The 23,827-nt window shown below is 38.1% G+C and carries 21 protein-coding genes and 4 tRNA genes; 15 read left to right on the top strand and 10 right to left on the bottom strand.

The genetic code is table 11. The annotated features are described in order from the left end of the window. The 5 genes from ACT2CV_RS09545 to ACT2CV_RS09565 all read left to right on the top strand — a co-directional run. A partial coding sequence (locus ACT2CV_RS09545) for an EF-Tu C-terminal domain-related protein (protein WP_464974066.1) occupies positions 1–146 on the top strand: 146 nt, incomplete at its 5' end. A gap of 68 nt (positions 147–214) precedes the next feature. Further along, on the top strand, positions 215–1,138 hold the full coding sequence (locus tag ACT2CV_RS09550; RefSeq protein ID WP_464973279.1) for an SLAC1 family transporter: 924 nt from the start codon (positions 215–217) through the stop codon (positions 1,136–1,138). A 238-nt stretch (positions 1,139–1,376) separates the two neighbouring features. Further along, a complete protein-coding gene (gene gyrB / locus ACT2CV_RS09555) occupies positions 1,377–3,812 on the top strand; it encodes a DNA topoisomerase (ATP-hydrolyzing) subunit B (RefSeq protein WP_464973278.1) in 2,436 nt (811 codons plus the stop codon). Positions 3,813–3,862: 50 nt separating this feature from the next. After that, positions 3,863–4,297, top strand: coding sequence for an FMN-binding protein MioC (mioC, locus tag ACT2CV_RS09560; RefSeq protein ID WP_464973277.1), 435 nt, complete (start codon positions 3,863–3,865; stop codon positions 4,295–4,297). A gap of 130 nt (positions 4,298–4,427) precedes the next feature. Then, the gene (locus ACT2CV_RS09565; protein WP_464973276.1) at positions 4,428–5,066 is read left to right on the top strand and encodes a YagU family protein; all 639 of its coding nucleotides are present in this window, start codon (positions 4,428–4,430) and stop codon (positions 5,064–5,066) included. Positions 5,067–5,103: 37 nt separating this feature from the next. Here the strand turns inward: ACT2CV_RS09565 and ACT2CV_RS09570 are convergent, their stop codons facing one another. Both ACT2CV_RS09570 and ACT2CV_RS09575 read right to left on the bottom strand, forming a co-directional pair. Next, positions 5,104–5,559, bottom strand: a complete 456-nt coding sequence (locus ACT2CV_RS09570) for an NUDIX domain-containing protein (protein ID WP_464973275.1) — start codon at positions 5,557–5,559, stop codon at positions 5,104–5,106. 11 nt (positions 5,560–5,570) lie between these two features. Then, positions 5,571–6,254 carry an rRNA large subunit pseudouridine synthase E gene (locus tag ACT2CV_RS09575; protein ID WP_464973274.1) on the bottom strand — a complete coding sequence of 228 codons (684 nt, stop codon included), beginning with the start codon at positions 6,252–6,254 and terminating at the stop codon, positions 5,571–5,573. 54 nt (positions 6,255–6,308) lie between these two features. Between ACT2CV_RS09575 and icd the strand changes: the two genes are divergently transcribed. Beyond that, positions 6,309–7,556, top strand: a complete 1,248-nt coding sequence (icd, locus tag ACT2CV_RS09580; RefSeq protein WP_464973273.1) for an NADP-dependent isocitrate dehydrogenase — start codon at positions 6,309–6,311, stop codon at positions 7,554–7,556. Positions 7,557–7,610: 54 nt separating this feature from the next. Here the strand turns inward: icd and rpe are convergent, their stop codons facing one another. Further along, the gene (gene rpe / locus ACT2CV_RS09585; protein WP_464973272.1) at positions 7,611–8,279 is read right to left on the bottom strand and encodes a ribulose-phosphate 3-epimerase; all 669 of its coding nucleotides are present in this window, start codon (positions 8,277–8,279) and stop codon (positions 7,611–7,613) included. A 157-nt stretch (positions 8,280–8,436) separates the two neighbouring features. On the opposite strand from rpe, the gene ACT2CV_RS09590 reads away from it, so the two are divergent. Further along, positions 8,437–10,302: a DUF294 nucleotidyltransferase-like domain-containing protein gene (locus ACT2CV_RS09590; protein WP_464973271.1), complete on the top strand. Its 1,866-nt coding sequence runs from the start codon at positions 8,437–8,439 to the stop codon at positions 10,300–10,302. Next, the gene (locus tag ACT2CV_RS09595; protein WP_464973270.1) at positions 10,302–11,012 is read left to right on the top strand and encodes a 3'-5' exonuclease; all 711 of its coding nucleotides are present in this window, start codon (positions 10,302–10,304) and stop codon (positions 11,010–11,012) included. The genes ACT2CV_RS09590 and ACT2CV_RS09595 overlap by 1 nt, the downstream gene beginning before the upstream one ends. A 52-nt stretch (positions 11,013–11,064) precedes the next feature. Here the strand turns inward: ACT2CV_RS09595 and ACT2CV_RS09600 are convergent, their stop codons facing one another. After that, on the bottom strand, positions 11,065–12,738 hold the full coding sequence (locus tag ACT2CV_RS09600) for a solute:sodium symporter family transporter (protein WP_464973269.1): 1,674 nt from the start codon (positions 12,736–12,738) through the stop codon (positions 11,065–11,067). Positions 12,739–12,992: 254 nt separating this feature from the next. Here ACT2CV_RS09600 and ACT2CV_RS09605 point away from each other — a divergent pair, with 254 nt between their 5' ends. Then, a complete protein-coding gene (locus ACT2CV_RS09605; RefSeq protein WP_464973268.1) occupies positions 12,993–13,826 on the top strand; it encodes a MurR/RpiR family transcriptional regulator in 834 nt (277 codons plus the stop codon). 2 nt (positions 13,827–13,828) lie between these two features. Then, positions 13,829–14,551, top strand: a complete 723-nt coding sequence (locus ACT2CV_RS09610; RefSeq protein WP_464973267.1) for an RIO1 family regulatory kinase/ATPase domain-containing protein — start codon at positions 13,829–13,831, stop codon at positions 14,549–14,551. A 37-nt stretch (positions 14,552–14,588) separates the two neighbouring features. Here the strand turns inward: ACT2CV_RS09610 and ACT2CV_RS09615 are convergent, their stop codons facing one another. From ACT2CV_RS09615 to ACT2CV_RS09635, 5 genes are all read right to left on the bottom strand, one after another. Continuing rightward, the gene (locus tag ACT2CV_RS09615; protein ID WP_464973266.1) at positions 14,589–15,542 is read right to left on the bottom strand and encodes an ABC transporter permease; all 954 of its coding nucleotides are present in this window, start codon (positions 15,540–15,542) and stop codon (positions 14,589–14,591) included. 70 nt (positions 15,543–15,612) lie between these two features. Next, complete coding sequence (locus ACT2CV_RS09620) at positions 15,613–17,118, bottom strand: sugar ABC transporter ATP-binding protein (protein ID WP_464973265.1); 1,506 nt, start codon at positions 17,116–17,118, stop codon at positions 15,613–15,615. 65 nt (positions 17,119–17,183) lie between these two features. Further along, positions 17,184–18,122, bottom strand: a complete 939-nt coding sequence (locus ACT2CV_RS09625) for a substrate-binding domain-containing protein (RefSeq protein ID WP_464973264.1) — start codon at positions 18,120–18,122, stop codon at positions 17,184–17,186. Between the two features lie 236 nt (positions 18,123–18,358). Further along, a complete protein-coding gene (locus tag ACT2CV_RS09630) occupies positions 18,359–19,495 on the bottom strand; it encodes a Gfo/Idh/MocA family protein (RefSeq protein WP_464973263.1) in 1,137 nt (378 codons plus the stop codon). 68 nt (positions 19,496–19,563) lie between these two features. Beyond that, a complete protein-coding gene (locus tag ACT2CV_RS09635) occupies positions 19,564–21,072 on the bottom strand; it encodes a CoA-acylating methylmalonate-semialdehyde dehydrogenase (RefSeq protein ID WP_464973262.1) in 1,509 nt (502 codons plus the stop codon). Positions 21,073–21,295: 223 nt separating this feature from the next. Here ACT2CV_RS09635 and iolB point away from each other — a divergent pair, with 223 nt between their 5' ends. Then, positions 21,296–22,129, top strand: a complete 834-nt coding sequence (gene iolB, locus ACT2CV_RS09640; protein ID WP_464973261.1) for a 5-deoxy-glucuronate isomerase — start codon at positions 21,296–21,298, stop codon at positions 22,127–22,129. 40 nt (positions 22,130–22,169) lie between these two features. On the opposite strand, the gene coaA is transcribed toward iolB, so the two are convergent. Continuing rightward, positions 22,170–23,117: a type I pantothenate kinase gene (gene coaA / locus ACT2CV_RS09645; protein ID WP_464973260.1), complete on the bottom strand. Its 948-nt coding sequence runs from the start codon at positions 23,115–23,117 to the stop codon at positions 22,170–22,172. Positions 23,118–23,327: 210 nt separating this feature from the next. Between coaA and ACT2CV_RS09650 the strand changes: the two genes are divergently transcribed. The 4 genes from ACT2CV_RS09650 (at position 23,328) to ACT2CV_RS09665 (ending at position 23,706) form a co-directional block, all read left to right on the top strand. Beyond that, a tRNA-Thr gene (locus ACT2CV_RS09650) sits at positions 23,328–23,403 on the top strand. 26 nt (positions 23,404–23,429) lie between these two features. After that, positions 23,430–23,514, top strand: a tRNA-Tyr gene (locus ACT2CV_RS09655). 34 nt (positions 23,515–23,548) lie between these two features. Further along, a tRNA-Gly gene (locus tag ACT2CV_RS09660) sits at positions 23,549–23,623 on the top strand. A gap of 7 nt (positions 23,624–23,630) precedes the next feature. Continuing rightward, positions 23,631–23,706 (top strand) — tRNA-Thr (locus ACT2CV_RS09665). The last annotated feature ends 121 nt before the right edge of the window (positions 23,707–23,827 follow it).

Consider the following 23,827-nt stretch of genomic DNA (forward strand, 5'->3'; position numbering starts at 1 on the left):
GCGTAGAGATGGTAATGCCAGGCGACAACATCAAAATGACTGTGAGCTTAATTCACCCAATCGCGATGGACGAAGGTTTACGTTTTGCGATTCGTGAAGGTGGCCGTACAGTAGGTGCTGGCGTTGTAGCGAAAATCATCAAATAATAATTTGATATAAAAACTAAAAAATCTCCAATCGAAAGATTGGAGATTTTATATTTTAGGAGGCTATCATGAATTTTGTACTGCCTACTGGCTATTTCGCGATCACGCTGGGATTGAGCGCATTATCGCTTGCTTGGCGGCACGCATCCTCTATTACGAATTATGCTCCACAAACTAGTCTTATTTTAAGCTGTATTTCAGTTGTTCTTTGGTTATTATTTATTGTGCTATTCATTTTTCGTTGTATCACAAAAGCAGGTAGTATCAAAGAAGAATATAATTGCCCAATTCGTTTCTCTTTCTTCGCTTTAATTCCGATTACAACGATGTTAGTTGGAATGATATTACTACCATTGTTGCCGATATTGGCGGAAATACTTATTTGGCTTGGTGCATTAGGGCAAATCTTTTATGCATTTATTCGAATTAGTGTTTTATGGCGAGGCAATATTTTTATAGAAACTGCAGCCTTACCTCCCTTTTATTTACCGACTGTTGCTACTAATTTTACCGCTGCTACATCTTTAGCTTTACTTGGACATAAAGAATTTGCCACTTTCTTTCTAGGCGCAGGTTTTCTCGCTTGGTTTATGTTTGAACCAATTTTATTGCAGCGTTTACGACTTAATGAAACCCTGGTCTCTCTGCGTCCTTCCTTTGGTATTATTCTTGCGCCTGCTTTTGTCGGTTCTGTGGCTTATTTAGCAGTGAATGGGGGACAAGTGGATCTGGTTGTGAAAATGCTTTGGGGATATGGTTTTTTACAATTTGTTTTCTTACTTAGATTATTAAATTGGATAGCTGAAAAAGGCTTTAATTTTGGTTTATGGGCATTCTCATTTGGACTAGGCTCAATGGCAAATGGAGCAACTTATTTCTATCAAATACCTGAATTACAAATAGTTGGATTGGTGGCTTTTATTATAGCGAATATAGGAATAGGTATTTTGTTATTTAAAACTATTTTTAAATGGGCTAAAAAAGAATTTTAACAAGTTGTTAGAATAGATTTATTCAATGAAATTGATCTGCACTTTATAGTGCAGATTATTTCCCATGCTAATGTTATTAATTAGCTACAAGATATAACGATATTCTCGTCTTTTGTCTGTCTAAACTCTCCATTTTTTCACCGCACTTTTCTACCCTTTCCTCGCCTTATAACGTGCTATTTGAGCGTAAATCTGCTATAATACTGCCCATGATTTTATCGAATAATTGAGAATTTTTATGTCACAAAATACCCCAGCAGAATATGGTGCAAGTAGTATTAAAGTCTTAAAAGGTTTAGATGCCGTACGTAAACGTCCAGGTATGTATATTGGGGATACCGATGATGGTACGGGCTTGCATCATATGGTCTTTGAAGTAGTGGATAATGCAATTGATGAAGCATTAGCAGGTCATTGTAAAGATATTATCGTTACTATTCATGAAGACAATTCTGTTTCTGTACAAGACGATGGTCGTGGTATTCCTGTAGATATTCACCCAGAAGAAGGCGTGTCTGCTGCGGAAGTGATTATGACAGTGTTGCATGCTGGCGGTAAGTTTGATGATAATTCTTATAAAGTATCTGGTGGTTTGCATGGTGTTGGGGTTTCTGTAGTAAATGCCCTCTCTGATAAATTGCAGCTCACTATCCGCCGTCAAGGTCATGTGCATGAGCAAATTTATCGTTTAGGTGAGCCTGAAGCGCCATTGGCGATTATTGGCGATACCAGTAAAACGGGAACCACTGTACGTTTCTGGCCTAGCCCAACTATTTTCAGTAATACGATTTTCGAATATGACATTCTTAAAAAGCGTTTAAGAGAACTTTCTTTCTTGAACTCTGGTGTATCCATTAAATTATTTGATGAACGTGATGGCACCAATGATCATTTCCATTACGAAGGCGGTATTCAAGCATTCGTTGAATATTTAAATCATAATAAAACCCCAATTCATCCGAAACCGTTCTATTTTTCAGTTGAAAAAGACGGGATTGGTGTGGAAGTCTCATTGCAATGGAATGATAGCTATAACGAAAATATCTACTGCTTTACTAATAATATTCCGCAACGTGATGGCGGTACCCATTTAGCCGGTTTCCGCGGTGCTTTAACTCGCACCTTAAATAATTATATGGATAAAGCGGGTTTAAATAAGAAAGGTAAAAGCGATAAAGATAAAGTGGAAACTTCGGGTGATGATGCGCGTGAAGGTTTAGTGGCGATTATTTCAGTAAAAGTACCAGATCCTAAATTCTCATCGCAAACTAAAGATAAATTGGTTTCTTCAGAAGTCAAAGGCGCTGTTGAATCAGCAATGAACGAGCGTCTACAAGAATATTTAGAAGAAAACCCGAATGACGCCAAAATTATTGCGACCAAAATTGTTGATGCCGCGCGTGCGCGTGAAGCAGCCCGTAAAGCAAGAGAAATGACTCGTCGTAAAGGCGCATTGGATATTGCTGGATTGCCGGGTAAATTAGCGGATTGCCAAGAGCGAGATCCTGCGCTTTCTGAGCTCTACTTAGTGGAGGGTGATTCTGCGGGCGGTTCTGCTAAACAAGGTCGTAATCGTAAGAACCAAGCTATTCTGCCATTAAAAGGGAAAATCTTAAACGTTGAGAAAGCGCGTTTTGACAAAATGCTTTCTTCGCAAGAAGTGGGCACTTTAATTACAGCATTAGGCTGTGGTATCGGGCGTGATGAATATAATCCAGATAAAATGCGTTATCACAAAGTCATTATCATGACCGATGCGGATGTGGATGGTTCACACATTCGTACGCTATTATTGACCTTCTTCTATCGTCAAATGCCTGAAATTATTGAGCGTGGTTACATGTATATTGCGCAACCGCCGCTTTATAAAGTGAAAAAAGGTAAGCAAGAACAATATATTAAAGATGAAGCAGCAATGCAGCAATATGAATTAGCTATTGCATTGGAAGATGCGTCTCTTTACGTTAATCCAAATGCACCAGCAATGGTGGGCTTGCCGCTAGAGCAATTAGTGTCTGAATACAATAATGTGACGAATATGATTGCGCGTTTACATCGCCGTTATCCTGAAGCATTGCTGAAAGCGTTAATTTATTTCCCTGAATTAACGATTGAGTTGATGAAGGATAAAAGTGCGGTGGAAAATTGGGCGAATTTATTGGTAGAAACCTTAAGCAATAATGATGTGAGTGGTAACCATTACTCCTACCAAATTGTTACAAACCCAGAGCGCCAGCTTGATGAAGTACAATTAATCGTACGCACTCATGGTGTGGATAGTCATTACCATCTTGATTATCACTTTGCTACAGGCAACGAATATGCACGTATTGTGAAATTAGGTAAGCAATTGCAAGGCTTATTAGAAGAAGGCGCCTATGTTACTCGTGGCGAGAGAAAATTAGAAATTAGCTCATTTGAACAGGCGATTGAATGGTTAGTGAAAGAATCTCGTCGTGGTTTAACAGTGCAGCGTTATAAAGGGTTGGGCGAAATGAATCCGGAACAATTGTGGGAAACCACTATGGATCCAGAGGCTCGCCATATGCTGAAAGTGACTATTAAAGATGCAGTGGAAGCCGATCAACTCTTTACCACATTAATGGGTGATGAAGTTGAGCCAAGACGTGAATTCATTGAAAGCAATGCATTACGAGCGAATTTAGATATTTAATAAAAAATAAAGGCTTAGTTTACTAAGCCTTTTTATCAATAAGGATGAGTATGAAACAATTGGCAATTATTACGGGCAGTACGCTTGGTGGTGCGGAATATGTCGCAGATCATGTTGCAGAGGTGTTAGAGAAGCAAGGTTTTGAAGTGCAAGTCGAAAACAATGCGACTTTTTCGGATGTGGCACAACAAAAATGCTGGTTAATTGTGACTTCAACACATGGCGCAGGCGAATTGCCAGATAATTTGAAACCTTTTATTGATGAATTAAAACAACAGCATTTAGATGATGTCCGCTTTGCTGTTATTGGGCTTGGAAATTCCGATTATGATACATTTTGTGGCGCGGTAGATATTGTTGAACAAGTGCTGACAGAGCAAAGTGCGGTGCAAATTTGTGAATCTTTACGCATTGATGTATTGAACGTAGATGACCAAGAACAATGTGCGGAAGATTGGCTGCCAACCTTACTAGAAAGATTCTAAAATTATTTATCCCGTTGTGTAATTTTACTTGACTATTTTATTCGGAGTATTAAGATCAGCGCGCCTTGTATGAGGCTATCCGCATCGCATAAAAGTGCGGTGCATTTTTTCTTATTTTTGGAGCATTATTATGTCAGGTATTTTCCAACAAACTGATCCATCACGTCGCCGTTACGGATTAGCTGTATTTATCGGTATTCTTGGCGGTATTATTTCTTCTTTCGTAAAATGGGGGGCAGAACATCCGTTCCCACCGCGTAGCCCAATTGATTTATTTACAGCAGCTTGCCCTCAACCTGTGTTAGATGCGTTAAATTCAGGTGCTATGACCATGAATATGGCGCTAGAACAATGTTCACGTGCATTCTTAAACCCACCACATGTATTTTTACGTGATGTGTTTGGTATTAACCCAACAGATGCAGTATTTACTTTTGCAGATTATCCATTTAACTGGATTGGTGTTACTCACATCATTTTCTCAATCGTATTCGCAGTAGCTTATGGTATTGTGGCTGAAATCTTCCCGAAAATTAAATTCTGGCAAGGTATCGGCGCAGGTTTAATTGCTTGCTTCGTTGTGCATTATGTGGTTTTCCCATTAATGGGATTAACACCACCAGTTTCAGAATGGCCTTTATATGAACACGTTTCTGAAATTGTCGGTCACATTTTCTGGTTCTGGACCATTGAAATTTTCCGTCGTGATTTACGTAATCGTATCACTGGTCAACCAGACCCTGAAGTATCGTTAAATCAAGTACGTTAATGATAAAAAAACCAAGCCATTGTGCTTGGTTTTTTATTTACTCAAACAAAGTTAGCATTTCTAAAGGATAACTTTCACCCGCTAAATAATCTTTCACTGCTTGGATGACTAGCGGATTACGTGCACATTGTTCTGGTTGCTGGATATATTGCTCAAATTCATCTAATGTGAGCCAAAATCCTTGCGTAATATCCGCATCATGAGGCGTAATAGGTAATAACTCCTCTAATTCGACCGCAAAGACAAAACGTAAATAATCCTTTTGGCTAAGCGGAGCATGCCATTGATAGATTTTTACCAATTTCTGCATAGTTGCTCGAATACCCGTTTCCTCGTACAACTCACGTTGAGCCCCTTCGATAATGGTTTCATTTTCTTCTAAATGACCTGCGGGTTGATTTAAGGTGCGTTTGTCATATTCGATTTCTTCAACAAATAAAAACTTGCCTTTGCAATGCACTACGCAAGCCATAGTGATATAGGGTCTATGCATAATTATTCCTTTTATAAATTGAGTTGGCGGTAAAGCTGTGTTTTTTCATCTGAACTGAGTTGGCGATATTCGCCATTTGCGAGTCCAGCTAAAGTGAATGGCCCAATAGCATAGCGAATTAAACGTAGCGTTGGAAAGCCAATATGGGCTGTCATGCGTCGAACTTGACGGTTTCTTCCCTCTGTAATTTTAATTTCTAGCCAGCTGGTCGGAATGGTTTTTCGTTCTCGAATTGGCGGATTGCGTTGCCAAATAATTGGCTCAGAAATTAACCGCACTTTTGCCGGACGGGTCATACCGTCTTTTAATTCCACGCCTTGACGTAAGGAATTTAAGGCCGTTTCTGTGGGAATGCCTTCCACTTGCACCCAATAGGTTTTTTCTAATTTGAACTTGGGTTCTGCTAATCGATGTTGGATTTCACCATTGTTAGTAAGAATTAACAACCCTTCGCTATCGCGGTCTAGACGACCTGCAGCGTAAATATGAGGAATAGGAATGAAATCTTTTAAAGTTGCACGACCATTTTCATCGACAAATTGGCAAAGCACATCAAAGGGCTTGTTAAATAGCACAATGTTCGTTTGATCAAGGTCAGGCGTTTTCTTTGGTGGACGTGACAAAACATTCGGTTTTTTCACCGCACTTTTTGGTTTGAAAAAGGGTTTATGTCTTGCAACAGAATTCGAGTTCATATATGTTGTTTAAATAATTAAAGTCCTCATATTAGCACAACATAAGGAAAAAATATGCAATCAAAGGTTATCATTCCAGCAGGCGAGAAAATTCAGCTCAATTCGGATGGTTCACTCAATGTGCCTGATCATCCGATTATTCCTTTTATTGAAGGCGATGGTATAGGTGTTGATGTGACACCTGCAATGCAACGTGTTATTGATGCAGCGGTAGAAAAATCCTATGCCGGTAAACGTAAAATCGCATGGATGGAAATTTATGCAGGTGGAAAAGCCAATGAAATTTATGGCGAAAATACATGGCTGCCCGATGAAACCATGACTTTCATTCGTGATTATCATGTGGCCATTAAAGGTCCATTGATGACCCCAGTTGGTGGCGGTATTCGCTCGTTAAATGTGGCAATGCGACAAGGTTTAGATCTATACAACTGTTTACGTCCCATTCGTTATTATGAAGGTACGCCAAGCCCGGTAAAACACCCAGAACTTGTGGACATGGTGATTTTTCGTGAAAATTCAGAAGATATTTATGCGGGAGTGGAATGGGTTGCAGGATCTGATGAAGCTAATAAAGTCATTGCATTTTTACAAAATGAAATGGGTGTGAAAAAAATCCGCTTCACTGAAGACTGTGGTATCGGTATTAAACCTGTGTCGAAACAAGGTACGCAACGTTTAGTGCGTGCTGCATTGCAATATGCTATCGATAATGACCGAGATTCTTTAACGCTTGTGCATAAAGGCAATATTATGAAATTTACCGAAGGGGCTTTCAAAGATTGGGGTTATCAAGTAGCACAAGAATTTGGTGCCCAATTGCTTGATGGTGGCCCATGGATGAGCTTGAAAAATCCAAAAACAGGCAGAGAAATTATCATTAAAGACAGCATTGCCGATGCTTTCTTACAAGAAATCCTCCTTCATCCAACGGATTATGATGTGATTGCCACGTTAAACTTAAATGGTGATTACATTTCCGATGCCTTAGCTGCACAGGTGGGCGGTATTGGTATTTCGCCAGGGGCAAATATTGGCGCTGAAGCCGCAATTTTTGAGGCAACTCATGGCACCGCACCGAAAATTGCAGGGCAAAATAAGGGCAATCCAGGCTCATTAATTTTAAGTGGTGAGATGATGTTGCGTCATTTAGGCTGGACGGAAGCCGCAGATTTGGTAGTTAAAGCTGTATCACAAACCATTGCCAATAAAACTGTTACCTTTGATTTCGCGGAAATGCTAGAAGGCGCAACTTTGCGTTCTACTTCTGAATTTGCGGAAGATATTGTGGCCAATATGTAATAGCGAAAGTGCGGTTAAAATTAAGAAAGTTTTGACCGCACTTTATGCGATAGATTAAGCTTTTGCTAACTCTACTCGCATTGCATCAATTACCTGTTGATAGTCAGGCTGATCAAAAATAGCAGAACCAGCAACAAAAGTATCTGCGCCTGCTTTGGCAATTTCTGCGATATTATTGACTTTCACGCCTCCATCTACTTCTAAGCGAATATTCAAACCGCTTGCATCAATGCGTTGGCGTACTTGGCGCAATTTGTCTAATGTAGATGGAATAAACGCTTGTCCACCAAAGCCTGGATTAACGGACATTAATAAAATTATATCTAATTTATCCATCACATAATCCAAATAATGTAATGGTGTGGCTGGATTGAAAACTAAGCCTGCTTTACATCCGTTGTCACGAATAAGTTGCAACGTGCGATCAATATGGGTGCTGGCTTCCGGATGGAAAGTAATATAACTTGCCCCCGCTTTTGCGAAATCAGTCACCAGGCGATCCACCGGACTTGCCATTAGATGCACATCAATAGGTGCGGTAATACCGTAATCACGTAGGGCTTTACAAATCGGTGCGCCAAAACTGAGATTAGGGACGAAGTGATTGTCCATGACATCAAAATGAATTAAATCTGCACCGCACTTGAGGACTTTCTCCACATCTTCACCCAAACGAGCAAAATCTGCAGAAAGAATAGAAGGGGCAATAAAATAAGGTTGCATATGGTTTCTCCTAAGTATTGAGAATATTATGGGTTTCGAGGCGTTATGATAAGTCAGCCTTGTTTATCAGGCAAGTTTACCATCGGAAAACTAGCGAAAAAATTGATTATCCTTCATAATAGGTTTGCATATCATCTTTCTGAACGCAGGCAATATAATGATTGATACGTCTTTAATTCCAAATATTGAATTATTTATAGCTCAGGTCCCTCCTTTAAATTATTTACCCCCCGAAGCCATTGCGCAGATCGCTAGCCAAATTGAAATTCGCTATATTCCAAAAGGCGAGCTCATTGTTTCTCATACGGAGCAAAATCCTCATCTTTACATTATTCGTATTGGTGAGGTGGATCAAATTGATGAGAAAGGTGATTTACGGGCAAAATTGGAAGAAGGAGCCATTTTTGGTTTTAGTATTTTTAATCGAGATGATCGTTATTCTGCGTTTGCTTTAGAAAATACCTTAATTTATCAAATCGCCTACCCTAATTTAGATGCCATCCTAAAACAGTACCCTGAGTTTGTGGATTATTTTTCGAATAATGTAAGCAAGCGTTTATCTCATGTCACTAAACATCATTTATCTCAGGGGCAGAACAATGTTTTGATGAAGACGGTAGCTGAAGTAGCCAATGCTAAGGTGGTTCGAGTGGAATCCCATACCTCCATTCAGGCAACGGCACAAGCTATGTCTAAAGAGAGACGTTCATCGGCGTTAGTTATGCAAGGGAATAATCTTATTGGTATTGTGAATGATCGTGATATGACTAAAAAAGCGATCGCACAGGGCATGGATATTTCCTTACCTATTACTGAAATTATGATCGAAAATCCACCGACAATACAAAGCTCAGATTTAGTTTTAAACGCTGTGTCAATCATGATGGCAAATAATGTACGAAGTTTACCGGTTTTATTAAATGGTAAAGTGCATAGTATTTTAACAGCGATTGATTTACTTAAATACACGAGTTTGCAATCTATTTTTATTGTCAATCAGATATTTCAGGCAGAGAACATTGCGCAGTTATTGTTGTTATCACAACAACGTCAGGATATTTTCCAGTCCCTTGTGCAAAGCGGTGCGGCTTACAATAATGTGATGAAAGTGATGACCTTAATTGCTGATGCCTTTAGTCAAAAGCTATTATCCTTGGCTGAGGAAACCTTTGGTCCGGCGCCTTGTGCTTATAGTTGGAATGTGCTGGGTTCACAAGCGCGGTATGAAATGCACTTATTTTCCGATCAGGACAGTAGCATTATTACTGAGCGTGAATTAAGTGATACGGAAAAAGACTATTTCCTTCAGTTAGCTCAATTTGTGGTGAATGGTTTGGCTCAATGTGGTTATGAACTGTGTTCTGGCGACTATATGGCAAATAACCCGCTTTGGTGTCAATCCTTACAACAATGGAAAGCTTATTTCGATGAATGGATTTTAAATCCAGAGCAGCAAGGCTTGTTGAATGCCTCTGTGTTTATGGATATTCGTACTATCCATGGTGATCCCGTTTTCGCGGAAAAGTTACAACAGCATATTGCCACTTTAACACAAAGTAATAAACGTTTCTTAGCGTTTATGGTTGCAAATTCAGTACGAGTTAAGCCACCGATCAGTATTTTCCGTAATTTTGTTTTATCAAAAGATGGTGAGCATAAAAATCAATTGAATTTGAAAAAACGAGCGATTAATTTGTTGGTGGATTTAGGACGGATTTATGCTTTCGCTGCTGGTGTATCGGAAACCTTGAGCACAGAGCAGCGCTTTAATCGTTGTTATCAGCTGGAGATTATGAATAAGGAAACTCTAGATAATGCCTTAGAAGCTTATCAATTTGTATGTGATCTGCGCTTTAAATATCAGGCACTTGCTTTGGCTGAGCAACAACCTGCGAGCAATTATATTGCACCAGATAAATTAACCTTATTGGAACGTAATCATTTGAAAGATGCTTTCCGCTTAATTTATAAATTCCAAGAAGCAGCGGAAATGCGGTTTTCACAGAAAGGGATTATGAGATAATGGTGCTAAAGTATTTTCTCAATCAATTTCATCCGTTGGTCAAATTAGAAAAACAACGCATAGAAATGTTGCAGCGTATTGATTATCCTGCGCCTTTAGCAAAAGCGCTGTCTTTTGCTTATCCCTCTTCTGATGCAGATTTGAGTCAACTTTCGTTTTTGGTGATTGATTTTGAAACGACGGGATTGAATTCGTTGATGGATAATGTGCTGAGCGTTGCTGCGGTGCCAATAGATAATTTGAGTATACAGCTGGCCTCTTCCATGCATATGTTTGTGGAACAAAAAATAGTGAAAAAAGACACCGCGGTTATCAATCATATTGTGCCGCAAATGCTCACAGATGCTTCGTCTTTAGATGAGGCGATGCAACAGCTTTTTTCCCTTATGCAAGGCAGGATTTTAATTGCACATGGTGCCAGTATTGAAAAACGTTTTATTTTGCACTATTTGTCTGTGCGTTATAACATTACGCAATTGCCTATGTTGTGGTTAGATACTCTGCGTATTGAGCGCTCTTTTGCAGACCCACAAGCTCAGCATTATCAATTAGCCAGTATCAGACAGAAATATCATTTGCCGGGATATATTACGCATAATGCGTTGGTGGATGCGGTTGCAACGGGAGAATTATTTTTAGCGCAACTTGTGCGTATCTTTGGTTCTCAAAAGAAAAGCTTGGGTGAAATATATAAACGTTCTTTATTTTGACCGCACTTGGATAAAAAAATCCACGAACTTATGTTCGTGGATTTTTTATATTCTATTTGAATTGTTTATTACGCTGATTCACAAGTACATAGAGGAAATATAAGACGGTACCTGCTGCAAAGCAATAGTAACCAATCCATACTGCGCTCGGTACATTATGTGCCATGAAGATATACATAGTAAGTGATAATAATGTGATAATTAATGACACAGGTTTCACGTAAGCCCAAGGCTCAATATCAACTTGTTTGGTATATTCTTCTTTGTATGGTGTTGCCATTGGTTTTAAGTAACCAATCACTAGCATAATGGTCACATTAGCAACGAATAGGATACCCACTAAGTGGAAGAAATGGATATCTAATTTCAAGATAAAGCGGCAAAGAATATAAGATGCCATACCGAAAATTAGCCCCACTTTTGCGGCAAGCGCTGGAACGCGTTTGGTTAATAAGCCTACGACTACCACACTTAAAATCGGTGCGTTAAATACGCCTTGTAATTCTTGGATTAAGTAGAATAAACCATCTGGCGCATTTGCAACTAATGGTGCAACGATCATCGCCGCTACTGCTAAAATAATACCTACAATTTTACCTACATTTACTAGTTTCATATCACTCGCGTTCGGATTAATTTTTACTTTATATACGTTGCGAGAGAATAAGGTTACAGAAGAGTTTAACGCACTGTTGAAAGTTGATAGTACGGCACCTACCACGACAGCAGCAAAGAAACCAACTAAAGCATCAGGTAGTACTAAGTGTACAAGATCTGGATAAGCTTGATCTGGAATATCTAATTTGCCTTGGAAAATATGGAATGCGATGATCCCTGGTAGGATAATTAATAAAGGCCCTAAGAGTTTTAAAAATGCACAGAATAAAACACCTTTTTGTCCTTCTTTTAAGTTTTTCGCACCAAGGGCACGTTGAATAATAGATTGGTTTGTACACCAGAAGAACATATTTGAAACAATAAGTCCGGTAAATAGGGTGGAGAACGGTACTACTGAATCAGGTGCACCGATGGAATTAAAGTGATCTGGATTAGAATGATAAAGTTCTTTTAGACCTTCCCAAACATTACCTTCACCAATATAGTTAAGTCCTAGAACGGTCACTAAAATACCACCTACTAATAAACCAACACCGTTAATGGTATCTGAAACAGCAACAGCTTTAAGACCACCAAAGATTGCGTAAATTGCGCCTAAGATACCGATGCCCCATACCATAATCCATAAAGCAGTGGTTTTGTCTACACCGAATACTTCTGATACTCTAAACAGACTTTCAAGCGCTAATGCACCAGTGTAAAGAACGATTGGTAATAATGAAATAACATAACAGCCTAGGAATAATAGAGACGTAATTAATAATGTCCCTTTATCAAAACGTTTTTCTAAGAATTCAGGTATGGTTGCAATACCGAGTTTGAGATATTTCGGTAGGAAGTAGAATGCAAACGCCGCAATAGTAATTGCCGCCATAACTTCCCAAGCCATTACGATAAAGCCGGAGCGATATGCTAAGCCATTTAAACCAACCAGATGTTCCGTTGATAAATTGGTTAACATCATTGAACCTGCGATAAACACCGCAGTAAGAGAGCGACCAGCTAAGTAATACCCTTCAGAATTACTTAAGTCATCATTGCGTGTATACCACCAAGCTATTACAGCAACTAGAGCTGTAAACCCGATGAATGAGATAAATGCTAACATAATTATTCCTTATCATATCTAGGTTAATCATTGGGTAAGAAAGATACAAAATAATGTTTCATTTTTGTATTATGATATGAAATATATATTTCATTTGCTGATTGTTCAAATATAAAATTTCATTTTTGTTAAGTAGATCAAGTTTTTTAATAATTGTTGTTACTATAAGAATAAAAAATAGGCAAAATAAAATAGATTTCTATCTGAAATATTTTGCGAGTATAATAATCAACAATGAGTTTATAGGAGGAATTATGTCTCAATCTTCCCAACTGACCAGCCTAAAAGAAGACATTCGCTTACGTTATGATTCATTAAGTAAGCGTTTGAAGCAAGTGGCTAAATATATTTTAGATAATGAGCATAGTATTATTTTTGACACCGTAGCAACCATTGCTGAACATGCGGATGTTCCCCCTTCTACACTGATCCGATTTGCCAATGCGTTCGGATTTAGTGGCTTTAATGAAATGAAACAGGTATTTCGTGAAAACTTGTTTGAAAATACCCCGAGTTATACCGAAAGATTACAGGTTTCGCGCAAGTTACTCGATCAAGAGCAAGGTGAAGAAAGTGCGGTGGATATTTTGAATGTTTTTTCCCAAGCAAATGCCTTAGCATTAAATCAATTACCTTTCCAAATTAATCATGCCGATTTGCAACAAGCCGTAGATATTTTAAATAAAGCACGAAATATTTTCATTATTGGTTTGAAACGTTCATTTAGTATTGCTTGCTATCTCGATTATGCTTTGCACCATCTTGAATGTAGCTCTTTTGTGATCAATGGCTTGGGTGGAATGTTTGATGAACAATTAAATCAGGTGAGAGCGGGTGATGTTGTTGTAGCAATTAGCTTTTCGCCTTATGCTAAAGAAACTCTTGATATCATGAATATTACTGCACAGAAAGGCATCAAACAGATTGCTATAACTGACAGTCAAATTAGTCCGTTATTAACCTTCAGTGATGTGTCTTTTGTGATTAAAGAAGCGCAAGTAAAAGGTTTCCGTTCGCAATGTTTAACTATGACCTTAGTGCAAGCGTTGGCAATTGCCCTTGGATTAGAGAAAGAAAAAAGTAAATAAATATGAATTTAGAACAATATGCGAAAGAATTGCAATTAACACATCCTGATAAAAGGACATATCGTTTTGAATTTGAAGGAAAATATTATTGGTTAAAACAACCAGAGAAAAACAAGGGTCGGATGCATTTTGTGAAACCCTTTCCTGTAAAAGCATTTGAGAAAGAAGTCGAACGCCTGACTGAATTACAGCAACAAAACGCTCCTATCCCTCATATTTATGTATTGAGCAGACATCTTGTTGTAATGGAGGATTGTGGCCCTCCGGTTTCTCATTGGCTATCGCAAAGTGCGGTGGATTTTGGACAAAAACAGCAGATTCTTACTGATAGTGCTAATGCATTGATTCAGTTGCATGAGCAAAATATTATTCATGGTCGCCCCTATCTGAAAGACATTTTATGGAAAAATGGCCAGGTACGTTTTATTGATTTTGAAGTGAAACCTTCATCTCAAAATCTACGCTGGAATAAAATCCGAGATACGATTTTATTTCTTTATGGTATCTGCCGAGATGGTGATATTGCTAAGGAGCAAATTCAGGCAACCTTGCATTATTACGCTGCCAATGGAGAAGCTGATATCTGGGATCATGCAATCAATAAGATTAATCAATTGAGCCTTTTCTATTATTTGTTGCTACCTTTTAAGAAAATTGCGGGTGGCGATTTACGAGCATTTTATTCATTGATTGAAAACATCATGACTTACAATAAAAAAGGTTAAAGAATATTCTTTAACCTTTTTATTTTATATCTATTTATTATCCTTTTTTACGGCGTTTTAGGGTATCTAATAATACAGCGACAACAATAATTCCACCTTTCACAATTTGTTGCCAATATGGGTCAACACCTAACATATTTAGCCCTTTGTTTGTTGTACCAATAATTAATGCACCGATTACGCACATTGGGATAGTACCAAAACCACCACTTAATGAAACACCACCAATAACTGCTGCGGCAATGGCATCAAGCTCCCATGATAGACCATAAGATGGGTTACCTGCATAAGTACGAGCAGCTAATAATGCACCTGCTAAACCAGATAACGCACCACCTAAAATATACACCCAAATAAGTGTTTTGGTTGTGTTGATACCACAAATTTTAGCAGCATTTAAGTTACCACCAACTGCATAAACATGACGGCCAAATGTAGAGCGGCTGAGTAAAATGTGTGAACCGATAACAATAAGGATATAAAGAATTACTAAACCAGGTAGGCCAAATAAATCCACATCAGCGATCCAAGTGAAGCTTTCTGATGAAGCATCAATTGGGCGACCATCAGAATAAAGCTGTGCAGCACCACGTGCGATAATCATCATACCTAATGTTGCAATGAATGGTGGAATACTTCCAATTGCGGTTAAACCACCATTGATGGCACCTAACATCGCACCAATTATAATTGAGGCACCAAATGCTGCGATAGCAGCAGAAACGGTATCACCACTAGTTACAATTGAAGCAGAAACAACTGCAGTTAATGCTACTACAGAACCTGAAGACAGGTCGATCCCTGTTGTGATAATGATGAAAGTCACACCGATAGCAATAATACCAAACATAGATACTTGTTCAATGATACTCCATACTGTTCGGGCAGAGAAAAATCCATCAATAGAGGCAGATAAACCTAAAAATAGGAGCACTAGAATTAATACCATTCCGTAGGAGTTAAGAATACGTTTTAACGTTGGATTTGACATAAGAAATACCTCGTTTATTTATCCTAAAATAAAAATTTGTAAATACATTTGATGATTAATATTATTATTTTTAGCCTGATGCCATTTCTAATACGCGTTCTTGCGTGAGTTCTGTATGTGGAATAATGCCCACTTGTCTTCCTTCATGCATGACCATCACTCTATCGCTCATAGAAAGGAGTTCGAGCATATCTGATGTAATCATAATGATTGTTTTTCCTTGTTTAGATAATTCAACCATTAATTTATAAAGCTCAGCTTTTGCTCCCACATCAATACCTTTTGTTGGCTCATCTAAGATTAAAATATCTGGCTCTAGCAATAACCAGCGTGCCAATAATACTTTTTGTTGATTTCCCCCTGAAAGATTGTTTGTAATCACTTCAACATTAGGCGCTTTGATTTTGAGTTTATCTTTTTGTTCATAAGCGGTTTTTTGTGCTCTTGTTACAGACACTAAGAAATTCTCTAAATATGGTGACATTTCCGGCATAATCATATTGTCAGTAATGCTTAAGTTTAAGAATAATCCTGTTAACTTACGATCTTCCGTTACAAAGCCGATTTTATATTTCATAGCATCTAACGGTGTTTTAATATCCGCTTTTTGTCCATGAATATAAATTTCACCTGATTCTGCTGGTTTATAGCCAAATAAGCCTTCTACAATTTCAGAACGTCCCGCTCCCACAAGACCTGCAATACCAAATATTTCACCTTTACGTACAGCAAAATTAATATTTTCGTATTTTCCTTCGCGGCAAAAATCTTTAATTTCTAGCACAATTTCATCAGATAGTTCAAAACGTTCTCTTTGGAACATTTCTGACATATCGCGACCTACCATCATAGAAATAAGCTGTTCTTTTGTTACTTCTTTGGTTGGTTTGGTATCTACGTATTGCCCATCACGAATAACAGTAATTTCATCTGATACAGTGAAGACTTCATCGAGTTTGTGTGAGATAAAAATAATTGCAATACCACGTTTTTTAATTTTCTCAATGATCTTATATAACTGCTCAACCTCGTTTTCAGTTAATGCTGTTGTGGGCTCATCCATAATAATGATTTTGGCATCATTCGAAACCGCGGTAGCAATGGCAACAAGTTGTGCTTTCGCCACAGAGACATCGGACATTTTGGCGGTAACATCCATTGGTACACCAAGATCTTTTAAGATTTCATCAGCTTGCTCATCCATCGCTTTTTGATCGAGGAAGAATTTACTTTTTGTTATTTCTCGACCTAAGTAGAAATTGTCAGCAATAGTCAAATTTGCTGCTGGTGAAATTTCTTGTGGCACCATGGTTAAACCCATTTTGATGGCATCGATTGGACGTGAAGGTTTAAATGGTTTGCCATCTAAAATGAGCTCGCCACCTTCATCTGGTTTATAAATACCATATAGCACTTTCATCAATGTTGATTTACCTGCGCCATTTTCTCCCATTAATGCGTGCACACTACCTGGTTTCACCTTGAGGTTGATTTGATCAAGTGCTTTTACACCAGGAAATGTTTTGGATACATTTCGCATTTCGAGAATGTAAGGAGAGTTATTTGCATTATTCATGTATGACCCCTCGTGTTACAATTAACTTATTACTAAGTGCGGTTATTTTTTCAATAGTTTTTGAATTACTTCTTATACTTTGATTGATATTCTTCTTTTTTATCTGGCGTGACTAATTCAAAAGCGACCCATTTCACATGAGGAATTTGTTCGCCTTTTGCTGCTCGGTAAGCGAGTTCTGCCGCGGCTTTACCTTGATCTTCAGCAGATTGGAAAACAGTGGCATCTAAACCTTCACCTAAATATTCGAGCGCATCAGCGGTTGCATCTAGTCCCACAATCGTAATATCTTCATCTTTGATATCTAATTTACGACTTGCTAGGATTGCACCAATCGCCATTTCATCATTGTTGCTGATAATAATATTTAGCCCAGGATGAGCAGCCAGTAAATTCTCCGCAATTTCTAACGCTTTGAGACGTTCCCATTTCCCTTCTTGTTCTGTAATCACTTTAATATTTGGATGCTGGGCTAAAATTTCTTTGTTGCCTTGAGTGCGTTTGGTTGTTGATTCTAGTCCTAGTGTTCCAAGGAATATTGCAACTTCAGCAGGTTTATCACCTAGTTTATTCACAATGAAATCAGCTTGAATACGTCCACCTTCAATTTCATCTGAACCGACATAGCTTGTAACTAATTCCATATCTTCATCATTGGGTTTTCTATTAACGACAATAAGTGGAATGTTGGCTTTTTTCGCTTTTTTACTGATCACCTTAATCATATTAGGATCTGTCGGAACAATTAATAAGGCATCAACACCTTGGCTAATAAATTCCTCAACATCATTAAGTAGATTGGTAGAGTCGCCATTCGCATCAGCTAATTTAAATTCAACATCTTCATGGGAATTATCAAAATCGCGAATTGCATCTTGTAGATAGGTCTGCCATTTATCTGCGAAGGATGCCATTGGTGCACCAATAACAAGATTTTTGGCAAATATCGGTTGAGAAGAGAGTAACAGACCAGCACATAATGTGGATAATAGTGCTTTTTTCATATTATACCCCTTAATTACAATTAAGAATAAATATCGCAACACTTATTTCATTTTTTCTTTTTAATGAAATAAATGATCTGTTTGCTATGTATAGCATTTCATAAGCAAAGCTACAATGCATATGTTGTGAATTTGTGAAATAGATCTCATTTTTAAAGCAAGTTTTTGGCATTAAATTGTGAGAGCAATAAAAAAGCGTTAACTAGCAAGTTAACGCTTTTTGGAACTATGAAATATTAGGCAATTTCTTTCACATTTACCCAACGTTTTTGTTCACAAGATAGTGCAATTGCATCTAATATTCTTGATACTTTGAAACCTTCCAGAAAATCAGGATACATTTCTTGATTGTTAGCAATACCATTGACTAAATCTCTGATTTCTACTGTTTTTTGATCATTAAAACCAATACCATGACCAGCACTTACACAGAAGTTTTTATAATCTGGATGGAGCGGACCTGTTAATATGGTTTTAAAACCTTGTCTAGCAGGGTCATCACTATGTATATAAAGTTTTAGCTCAGCCATACGTTCTTGGGTATAACTAATGGTTCCTTTTGTACCTGTAATGACATAGCTTAGTCCCATTTTACGTCCGCAAGCGATACGAGAAGTTTCAATTGTACCCATTACACCATTAGCAAAGCGTACAAGTGCGGTGGCTTGATCTTCATTTTCTACAGGCAAGCGTTCTGATAAATTTTGTGGGTTTGGTCGCGTTTTAATAACAGTTTCCATGTCGCCGATAACTTGCTCAATATCTTGACCCACTAAATATTGCGACATTTGCACGATATGTGCTGATAAATCACCTAGAGCGCCCAATCCTGCTTTTTCTTTCACGCAATGCCAATCAAGCGGTGTATTTTCGCTCGCTAAATAATCTTCGTTGTGTGTACCATAAAAATGAATCACATCGCCTATTTCACCGCGTTCAATAATTTCTCGTGCAAGCTGAGTGGTTGGATTTTTAATATAATTAAAACCAACTAATGTTTTAACGCCTGCTTTCTCAGCTGCTTCATACATGATTTTCGCATCAGCGGCGGTCAAAGCTAATGGTTTTTCTGAATAAACGTGTTTACCATTGGCAATAGCTGCTAATGCAATTTCTTTATGTAAGAAATTTGGGGTGCAAATATCAACTACATCAACATTTGGATCTTTTACAACATCTTGCCAATTTCCTGTTGAACGACTAAACCCGAACTCTTGTGCTTTTTGTGCTGCGAGTTCAGGGGTGATTTCTGCTAAATATTCCAATTTTAATTTGGCATCTAAAGGGAAAACTGTTGGTGCTTGTGCATAAGCAATCGCATGGCAACGTCCGATGTAGCCTGTTCCAATAAGTCCAATTCTTACTTCTTTCATTTTATATTCCTTAAATCGCGCATATAAAAATAGAGGAGGCGTTACGCTCCCCTATTTATTTTGGTATGTTATAAAGTTGGCATACTAAATGCTGCACCTTCTGTAACACGTGCATTCGGCCAACGAGTTGTTACAGTTTTCATTTTCGTATAGAAACGAACACCGTCTGGACCATAAACATTTAATGCACCGTAAGCAGAGTGTTTCCATCCACCGAAGCAGTGGAATGCCATTGGAACTGGAATTGGTACGTTGATACCGACCATACCCGCTTGAACATGGTAAGCAAATTCTCTTGCTGTACCGCCGTCAGCAGTGAAAATTGCTGTACCGTTACCATAAGGATGCTCATTGATTAATTTCATTGCTTCTTCGAAGCTTTTCGCACGAACAATACCTAATACAGGCCCGAAGATTTCTTCTTTATAGATCACCATGTCAGGCGTAACGTTGTCGAATAATGTACCACCAATAAAGTAACCATTTTCGTAACCAACTGGTTTTTTGCCTCGTCCATCGACAACTAATGTTGCACCTTCTTCCACACCTTTATCAATATAACCTGTTACATTTTCTAAATGAGCTTTGGTAATTAATGGGCCGAAATCCATTTCTTTTTCGCCTTCTTTTGGAATACCAGGACCATAACGTAAGGCTTCTACTTTTGGTTTTAATGCAGCAACTAATTTATCTGCTGTTTCATCATCAATGGTTACAGCTAATGGTAATGCCATGCAACGCTCACCAGCTGCACCAAACGCTGCACCTAATAATGCATTTGCAGTGGTTTCAATATCTGCATCTGGCATAACTAAACCATGGTTTTTCGCTGCACCTAATGCTTGTACACGTTTGCCGTATTCAGAACCGACTTTATGTACATGTGCTGCAGCAGTAGTTGAACCAACAAAGCTTACTGCTTTCACACGTGGATCGCGTAATAGAATATCGTTATCACGACGGTCACCATGCACCACATTGAATACACCATCTGGTAAGCCCGCTTCTTTTAATAATTCCGCTAAACGAATTGATAATGAAGGGTCTGCTTTTGCTGGTTTTAAAATAAATGTATTACCACAAGCAAGCGCAATTGGGAACATCCACATTGGCACCATTGCTGGGAAGTTGAATGGTGTAATACCAACAGTTACTCCTAATGGTTGCATTGCTGAGTGAATGTCAATACCGCGTCCTGCTTGCTCAGAGAATTCACCTTTTAATAAATGTGGAATACCGCAAGCAAATTCAACTACTTCTAAACCGCGAGTTAATTCACCACAAGAGTCTGAATAAACTTTACCATGTTCTTCAGTGATGATACGCGCTAATGAATCCCAATCTCTTTGTAATAATTCTTTAAATTTAAATAGGATACGCGCACGACGTAATGGAGAGGTTGATGCCCATGCTGGGAACGCTTTTTGTGCTACATCTACCGCTTCATTAACTTCGTCAGCAGTACTCATAACAACTTGGCGAATTTGTTCACCTGTTGCAGGGTTAAAAATAGGCCAAGCTTCAGTGCCTTTGCTTGGTACTTGTTTGCCGTTAATAAAATTATAAACAGTTTCCATTTTTTACTCCTCATGTCTGGATAAATTGAAATGCTATTAAGCTAAAATCATTGTTGTACAGATTAGATCAAAATAAACATCAACTCAATTCATTTTTTGAAAAAATGAAATAAATGTTTCATTTTGTGATCTAGGTCTAATTTTTGAGAATTTTTTGGTGGCTAATATGATGAAGTGCGGTATTATTTTGACGTGTTTTTAAACTCTATTTGTGAGGTCTGCGATGAGCTATTTATTATCTAAATCCTTAAAAAATAATCCTCAACCTAATGGATTGGTTCAAAAAGTCACCCCTCAGAATGCAAATTGGGAATATGTTGGCTTTGAAATGTACCATTTGGAAAAAGGACAAGTGTTGACGTTGGATACTGAAGATACGGAAGCTTGTTTGGTTCTCGTATCAGGATATGCAACCGTTCAGGTTAAAGAAACGATTTTTGACAACATAGGAAATCGTTCGACACCATTTGAGCGAATTCCACCTTATTCTGTTTATGTACCACATCACCAAGATGTGAAGGTGACGGCAAATTCTTATTTAGAACTGGCTGTTTGTAGAGCGCCAAGTTCTGGGAATTTACCACCACGTTTAATTGCGCCAGAAGATGTTGGTGTAGAGAAACGAGGTTATGGAAATAACAAACGTTTAGTGCATAATATTTTACCTGAAACTGAAATTGCGGATTCTTTACTTGTTGTTGAAGTGTTTACTGATGAAGGAAATACAAGTTCATATCCTAGTCACAAACATGATGATAAAAATAGCGAAGTTGAAACCTATTTAGAGGAAACCTATTATCATCGTTTTGAGCCTGCTCAAGGGTTTGCATTACAACGTGTTTATACAGATGATCGTTCTTTAGATGAATGTATGGCAGTATATGATGGTGATGTTGTTAAGGTACCTAAAGGTTACCATCCTGTGGCAACGATTGCTGGCTATAATAACTATTATTTAAATGTGATGGCGGGGCCTGTTCGCCAATGGCGTTTCACTTGGGAGAAAGATCATACTTGGGTAAATTCCGACCAATATGCGGATAAATTCAAAAAATAATTGAAAGAAATAGACCCATTATTCCATTTGGAATAATGGGTTATTTTCTTAATTTTACTAATTCAACTGCGTGGTCTGCGCCTTTCTTTAAAATCAGATTAGCCCTTTCTCTTGTTGGTAAAATATTTTCTCTTAAATTTAATCCATTGATATTTTCCCAAATAGTACTCGCGGTATGAATTGCTTCTTGTTCCGACAAATTAGCATAATGTTTAAAATAAGAATTGGGATCATTGAACGCACTTTTACGGAATTTGAGGAAGCGGTGAATGTACCACTGTTTCAATAATTCCTCTTCTGCATCTACATAGATTGAGAAATCGACAAAGTCAGAAACAAAGGTTTTTGCCTTGTTACCTGTTTGCAGTACATTTAATCCCTCTAAGATTAAAATATCGGGTTTATCAACAATATCGAATTGGTCTGGAATAATGTCGTAGGTTAAATGAGAATAAATTGGTGCAGCAACATCGCCTTTCCCGGACTTGATATCGGCTAAAAACTGTATTAATTTTTGTGTGTCGTAAGAAACCGGAAACCCTTTCTTTTGTAATAATTTTTTTTCCTGTAAGACGGCTAATGGATAGAGAAATCCGTCTGTGGTAATTAAATCGACTTTTCTTACATGAGGCCAATGGCTCAGTAAGGATTGTATTATACGTGCAGAAGTGCTTTTACCGACAGATACACTTCCTGCAATACTAATAATGTAGGGAACTTTGTGGTTTTTACCGCCGAGGAAACGATTGAGTACCGTTTGGCGACGCAGGTTTTCTTCAATGTAGTAATTGATAAGCCGCACTAATGGCAAATAAATAGTACTCACTTCATCAAGGGAAAGGTCTTCATTAAAACCCAACAAGGGTTTGAGGTCCTGTTCTGTTAATTTGAGAGGAACGGATTTTCTTAATTCAGCCCATTGTTCACGCTGAAAAGTTAAAAAGGGACTGAGAGAGTCCACTATGGAATGAGGATCTTTTACCAGCATAATCACTTTTTATATCACCATATGTAAGTACAGAATATACCCTAATCAAATGAAGCTTGCAGAATAATTTTAGGAAAATAATTAAAATATAGATGAAAAAACACTTTTTTGCTTGTTTATTAGTCGAATGGTTAAAAAAATTTATTTTTTTGCAAAAAGTACTTGTCAGACGATAAAATTTCCCTATAATACGCCTCACTTGCTTACGACGCCGACTTAGCTCAGTAGGTAGAGCAACTGACTTGTAATCAGTAGGTCACCAGTTCGATTCCGGTAGTCGGCACCATTATCGTAAACAAGACATAAAGATGTGGAGGGGTTCCCGAGCGGCCAAAGGGGGCAGACTGTAAATCTGTTGGCTCAGCCTTCGAAGGTTCGAATCCTTCTCCCTCCACCATTCCAAATTTGATGGGACAGATGAATTAAGGACTGCGGGCATCGTATAATGGCTATTACCTTAGCCTTCCAAGCTAATGATGCGGGTTCGATTCCCGCTGCCCGCTCCAAGAAAGCGCTGATATAGCTCAGTTGGTAGAGCGCACCCTTGGTAAGGGTGAGGTCGGCGGTTCAAATCCGCCTATCAGCACCATTCTTTAATTTCACTTTTCCTTTTAAACTAAACCGTAAACAATACATTAGGTTAATGTGGTGTTATTGTACCATCGATAACCGTGTTTTTTAGAGGGACTTTCAATGTCTAAAGAAAAATT

It is taken from the genome of Reella acinonychis, from assembly GCF_052384575.1.
Lineage (GTDB): Bacteria > Pseudomonadota > Gammaproteobacteria > Enterobacterales > Pasteurellaceae > JBQSUQ01.

Excerpts from the sequence above, each read along its gene's own strand:
- rpe (WP_464973272.1), bottom strand. The coding sequence starts at position 8,279 with ATGCAACCTTATTTTATTGCCCCTTCTATTCTTTCTGCAGATTTTGCT.
- ACT2CV_RS09635 (WP_464973262.1), bottom strand. The coding sequence starts at position 21,072 with ATGGAAACTGTTTATAATTTTATTAACGGCAAACAAGTACCAAGCAAA.
- ACT2CV_RS09630 (WP_464973263.1), bottom strand. The coding sequence starts at position 19,495 with ATGAAAGAAGTAAGAATTGGACTTATTGGAACAGGCTACATCGGACGT.
- ACT2CV_RS09620 (WP_464973265.1), bottom strand. The coding sequence starts at position 17,118 with ATGAATAATGCAAATAACTCTCCTTACATTCTCGAAATGCGAAATGTA.
- iolB (WP_464973261.1), top strand. The coding sequence starts at position 21,296 with ATGAGCTATTTATTATCTAAATCCTTAAAAAATAATCCTCAACCTAAT.
- coaA (WP_464973260.1), bottom strand. The coding sequence starts at position 23,117 with ATGCTGGTAAAAGATCCTCATTCCATAGTGGACTCTCTCAGTCCCTTT.
- ACT2CV_RS09565 (WP_464973276.1), top strand. The coding sequence starts at position 4,428 with ATGTCAGGTATTTTCCAACAAACTGATCCATCACGTCGCCGTTACGGA.
- ACT2CV_RS09610 (WP_464973267.1), top strand. The coding sequence starts at position 13,829 with ATGAATTTAGAACAATATGCGAAAGAATTGCAATTAACACATCCTGAT.
- gyrB (WP_464973278.1), top strand. The coding sequence starts at position 1,377 with ATGTCACAAAATACCCCAGCAGAATATGGTGCAAGTAGTATTAAAGTC.
- ACT2CV_RS09625 (WP_464973264.1), bottom strand. The coding sequence starts at position 18,122 with ATGAAAAAAGCACTATTATCCACATTATGTGCTGGTCTGTTACTCTCT.
- ACT2CV_RS09595 (WP_464973270.1), top strand. The coding sequence starts at position 10,302 with ATGGTGCTAAAGTATTTTCTCAATCAATTTCATCCGTTGGTCAAATTA.
- ACT2CV_RS09590 (WP_464973271.1), top strand. The coding sequence starts at position 8,437 with ATGATTGATACGTCTTTAATTCCAAATATTGAATTATTTATAGCTCAG.
- ACT2CV_RS09605 (WP_464973268.1), top strand. The coding sequence starts at position 12,993 with ATGTCTCAATCTTCCCAACTGACCAGCCTAAAAGAAGACATTCGCTTA.
- ACT2CV_RS09615 (WP_464973266.1), bottom strand. The coding sequence starts at position 15,542 with ATGTCAAATCCAACGTTAAAACGTATTCTTAACTCCTACGGAATGGTA.
- icd (WP_464973273.1), top strand. The coding sequence starts at position 6,309 with ATGCAATCAAAGGTTATCATTCCAGCAGGCGAGAAAATTCAGCTCAAT.
- ACT2CV_RS09550 (WP_464973279.1), top strand. The coding sequence starts at position 215 with ATGAATTTTGTACTGCCTACTGGCTATTTCGCGATCACGCTGGGATTG.
- ACT2CV_RS09600 (WP_464973269.1), bottom strand. The coding sequence starts at position 12,738 with ATGTTAGCATTTATCTCATTCATCGGGTTTACAGCTCTAGTTGCTGTA.
- ACT2CV_RS09575 (WP_464973274.1), bottom strand. The coding sequence starts at position 6,254 with ATGAACTCGAATTCTGTTGCAAGACATAAACCCTTTTTCAAACCAAAA.
- ACT2CV_RS09570 (WP_464973275.1), bottom strand. The coding sequence starts at position 5,559 with ATGCATAGACCCTATATCACTATGGCTTGCGTAGTGCATTGCAAAGGC.
- mioC (WP_464973277.1), top strand. The coding sequence starts at position 3,863 with ATGAAACAATTGGCAATTATTACGGGCAGTACGCTTGGTGGTGCGGAA.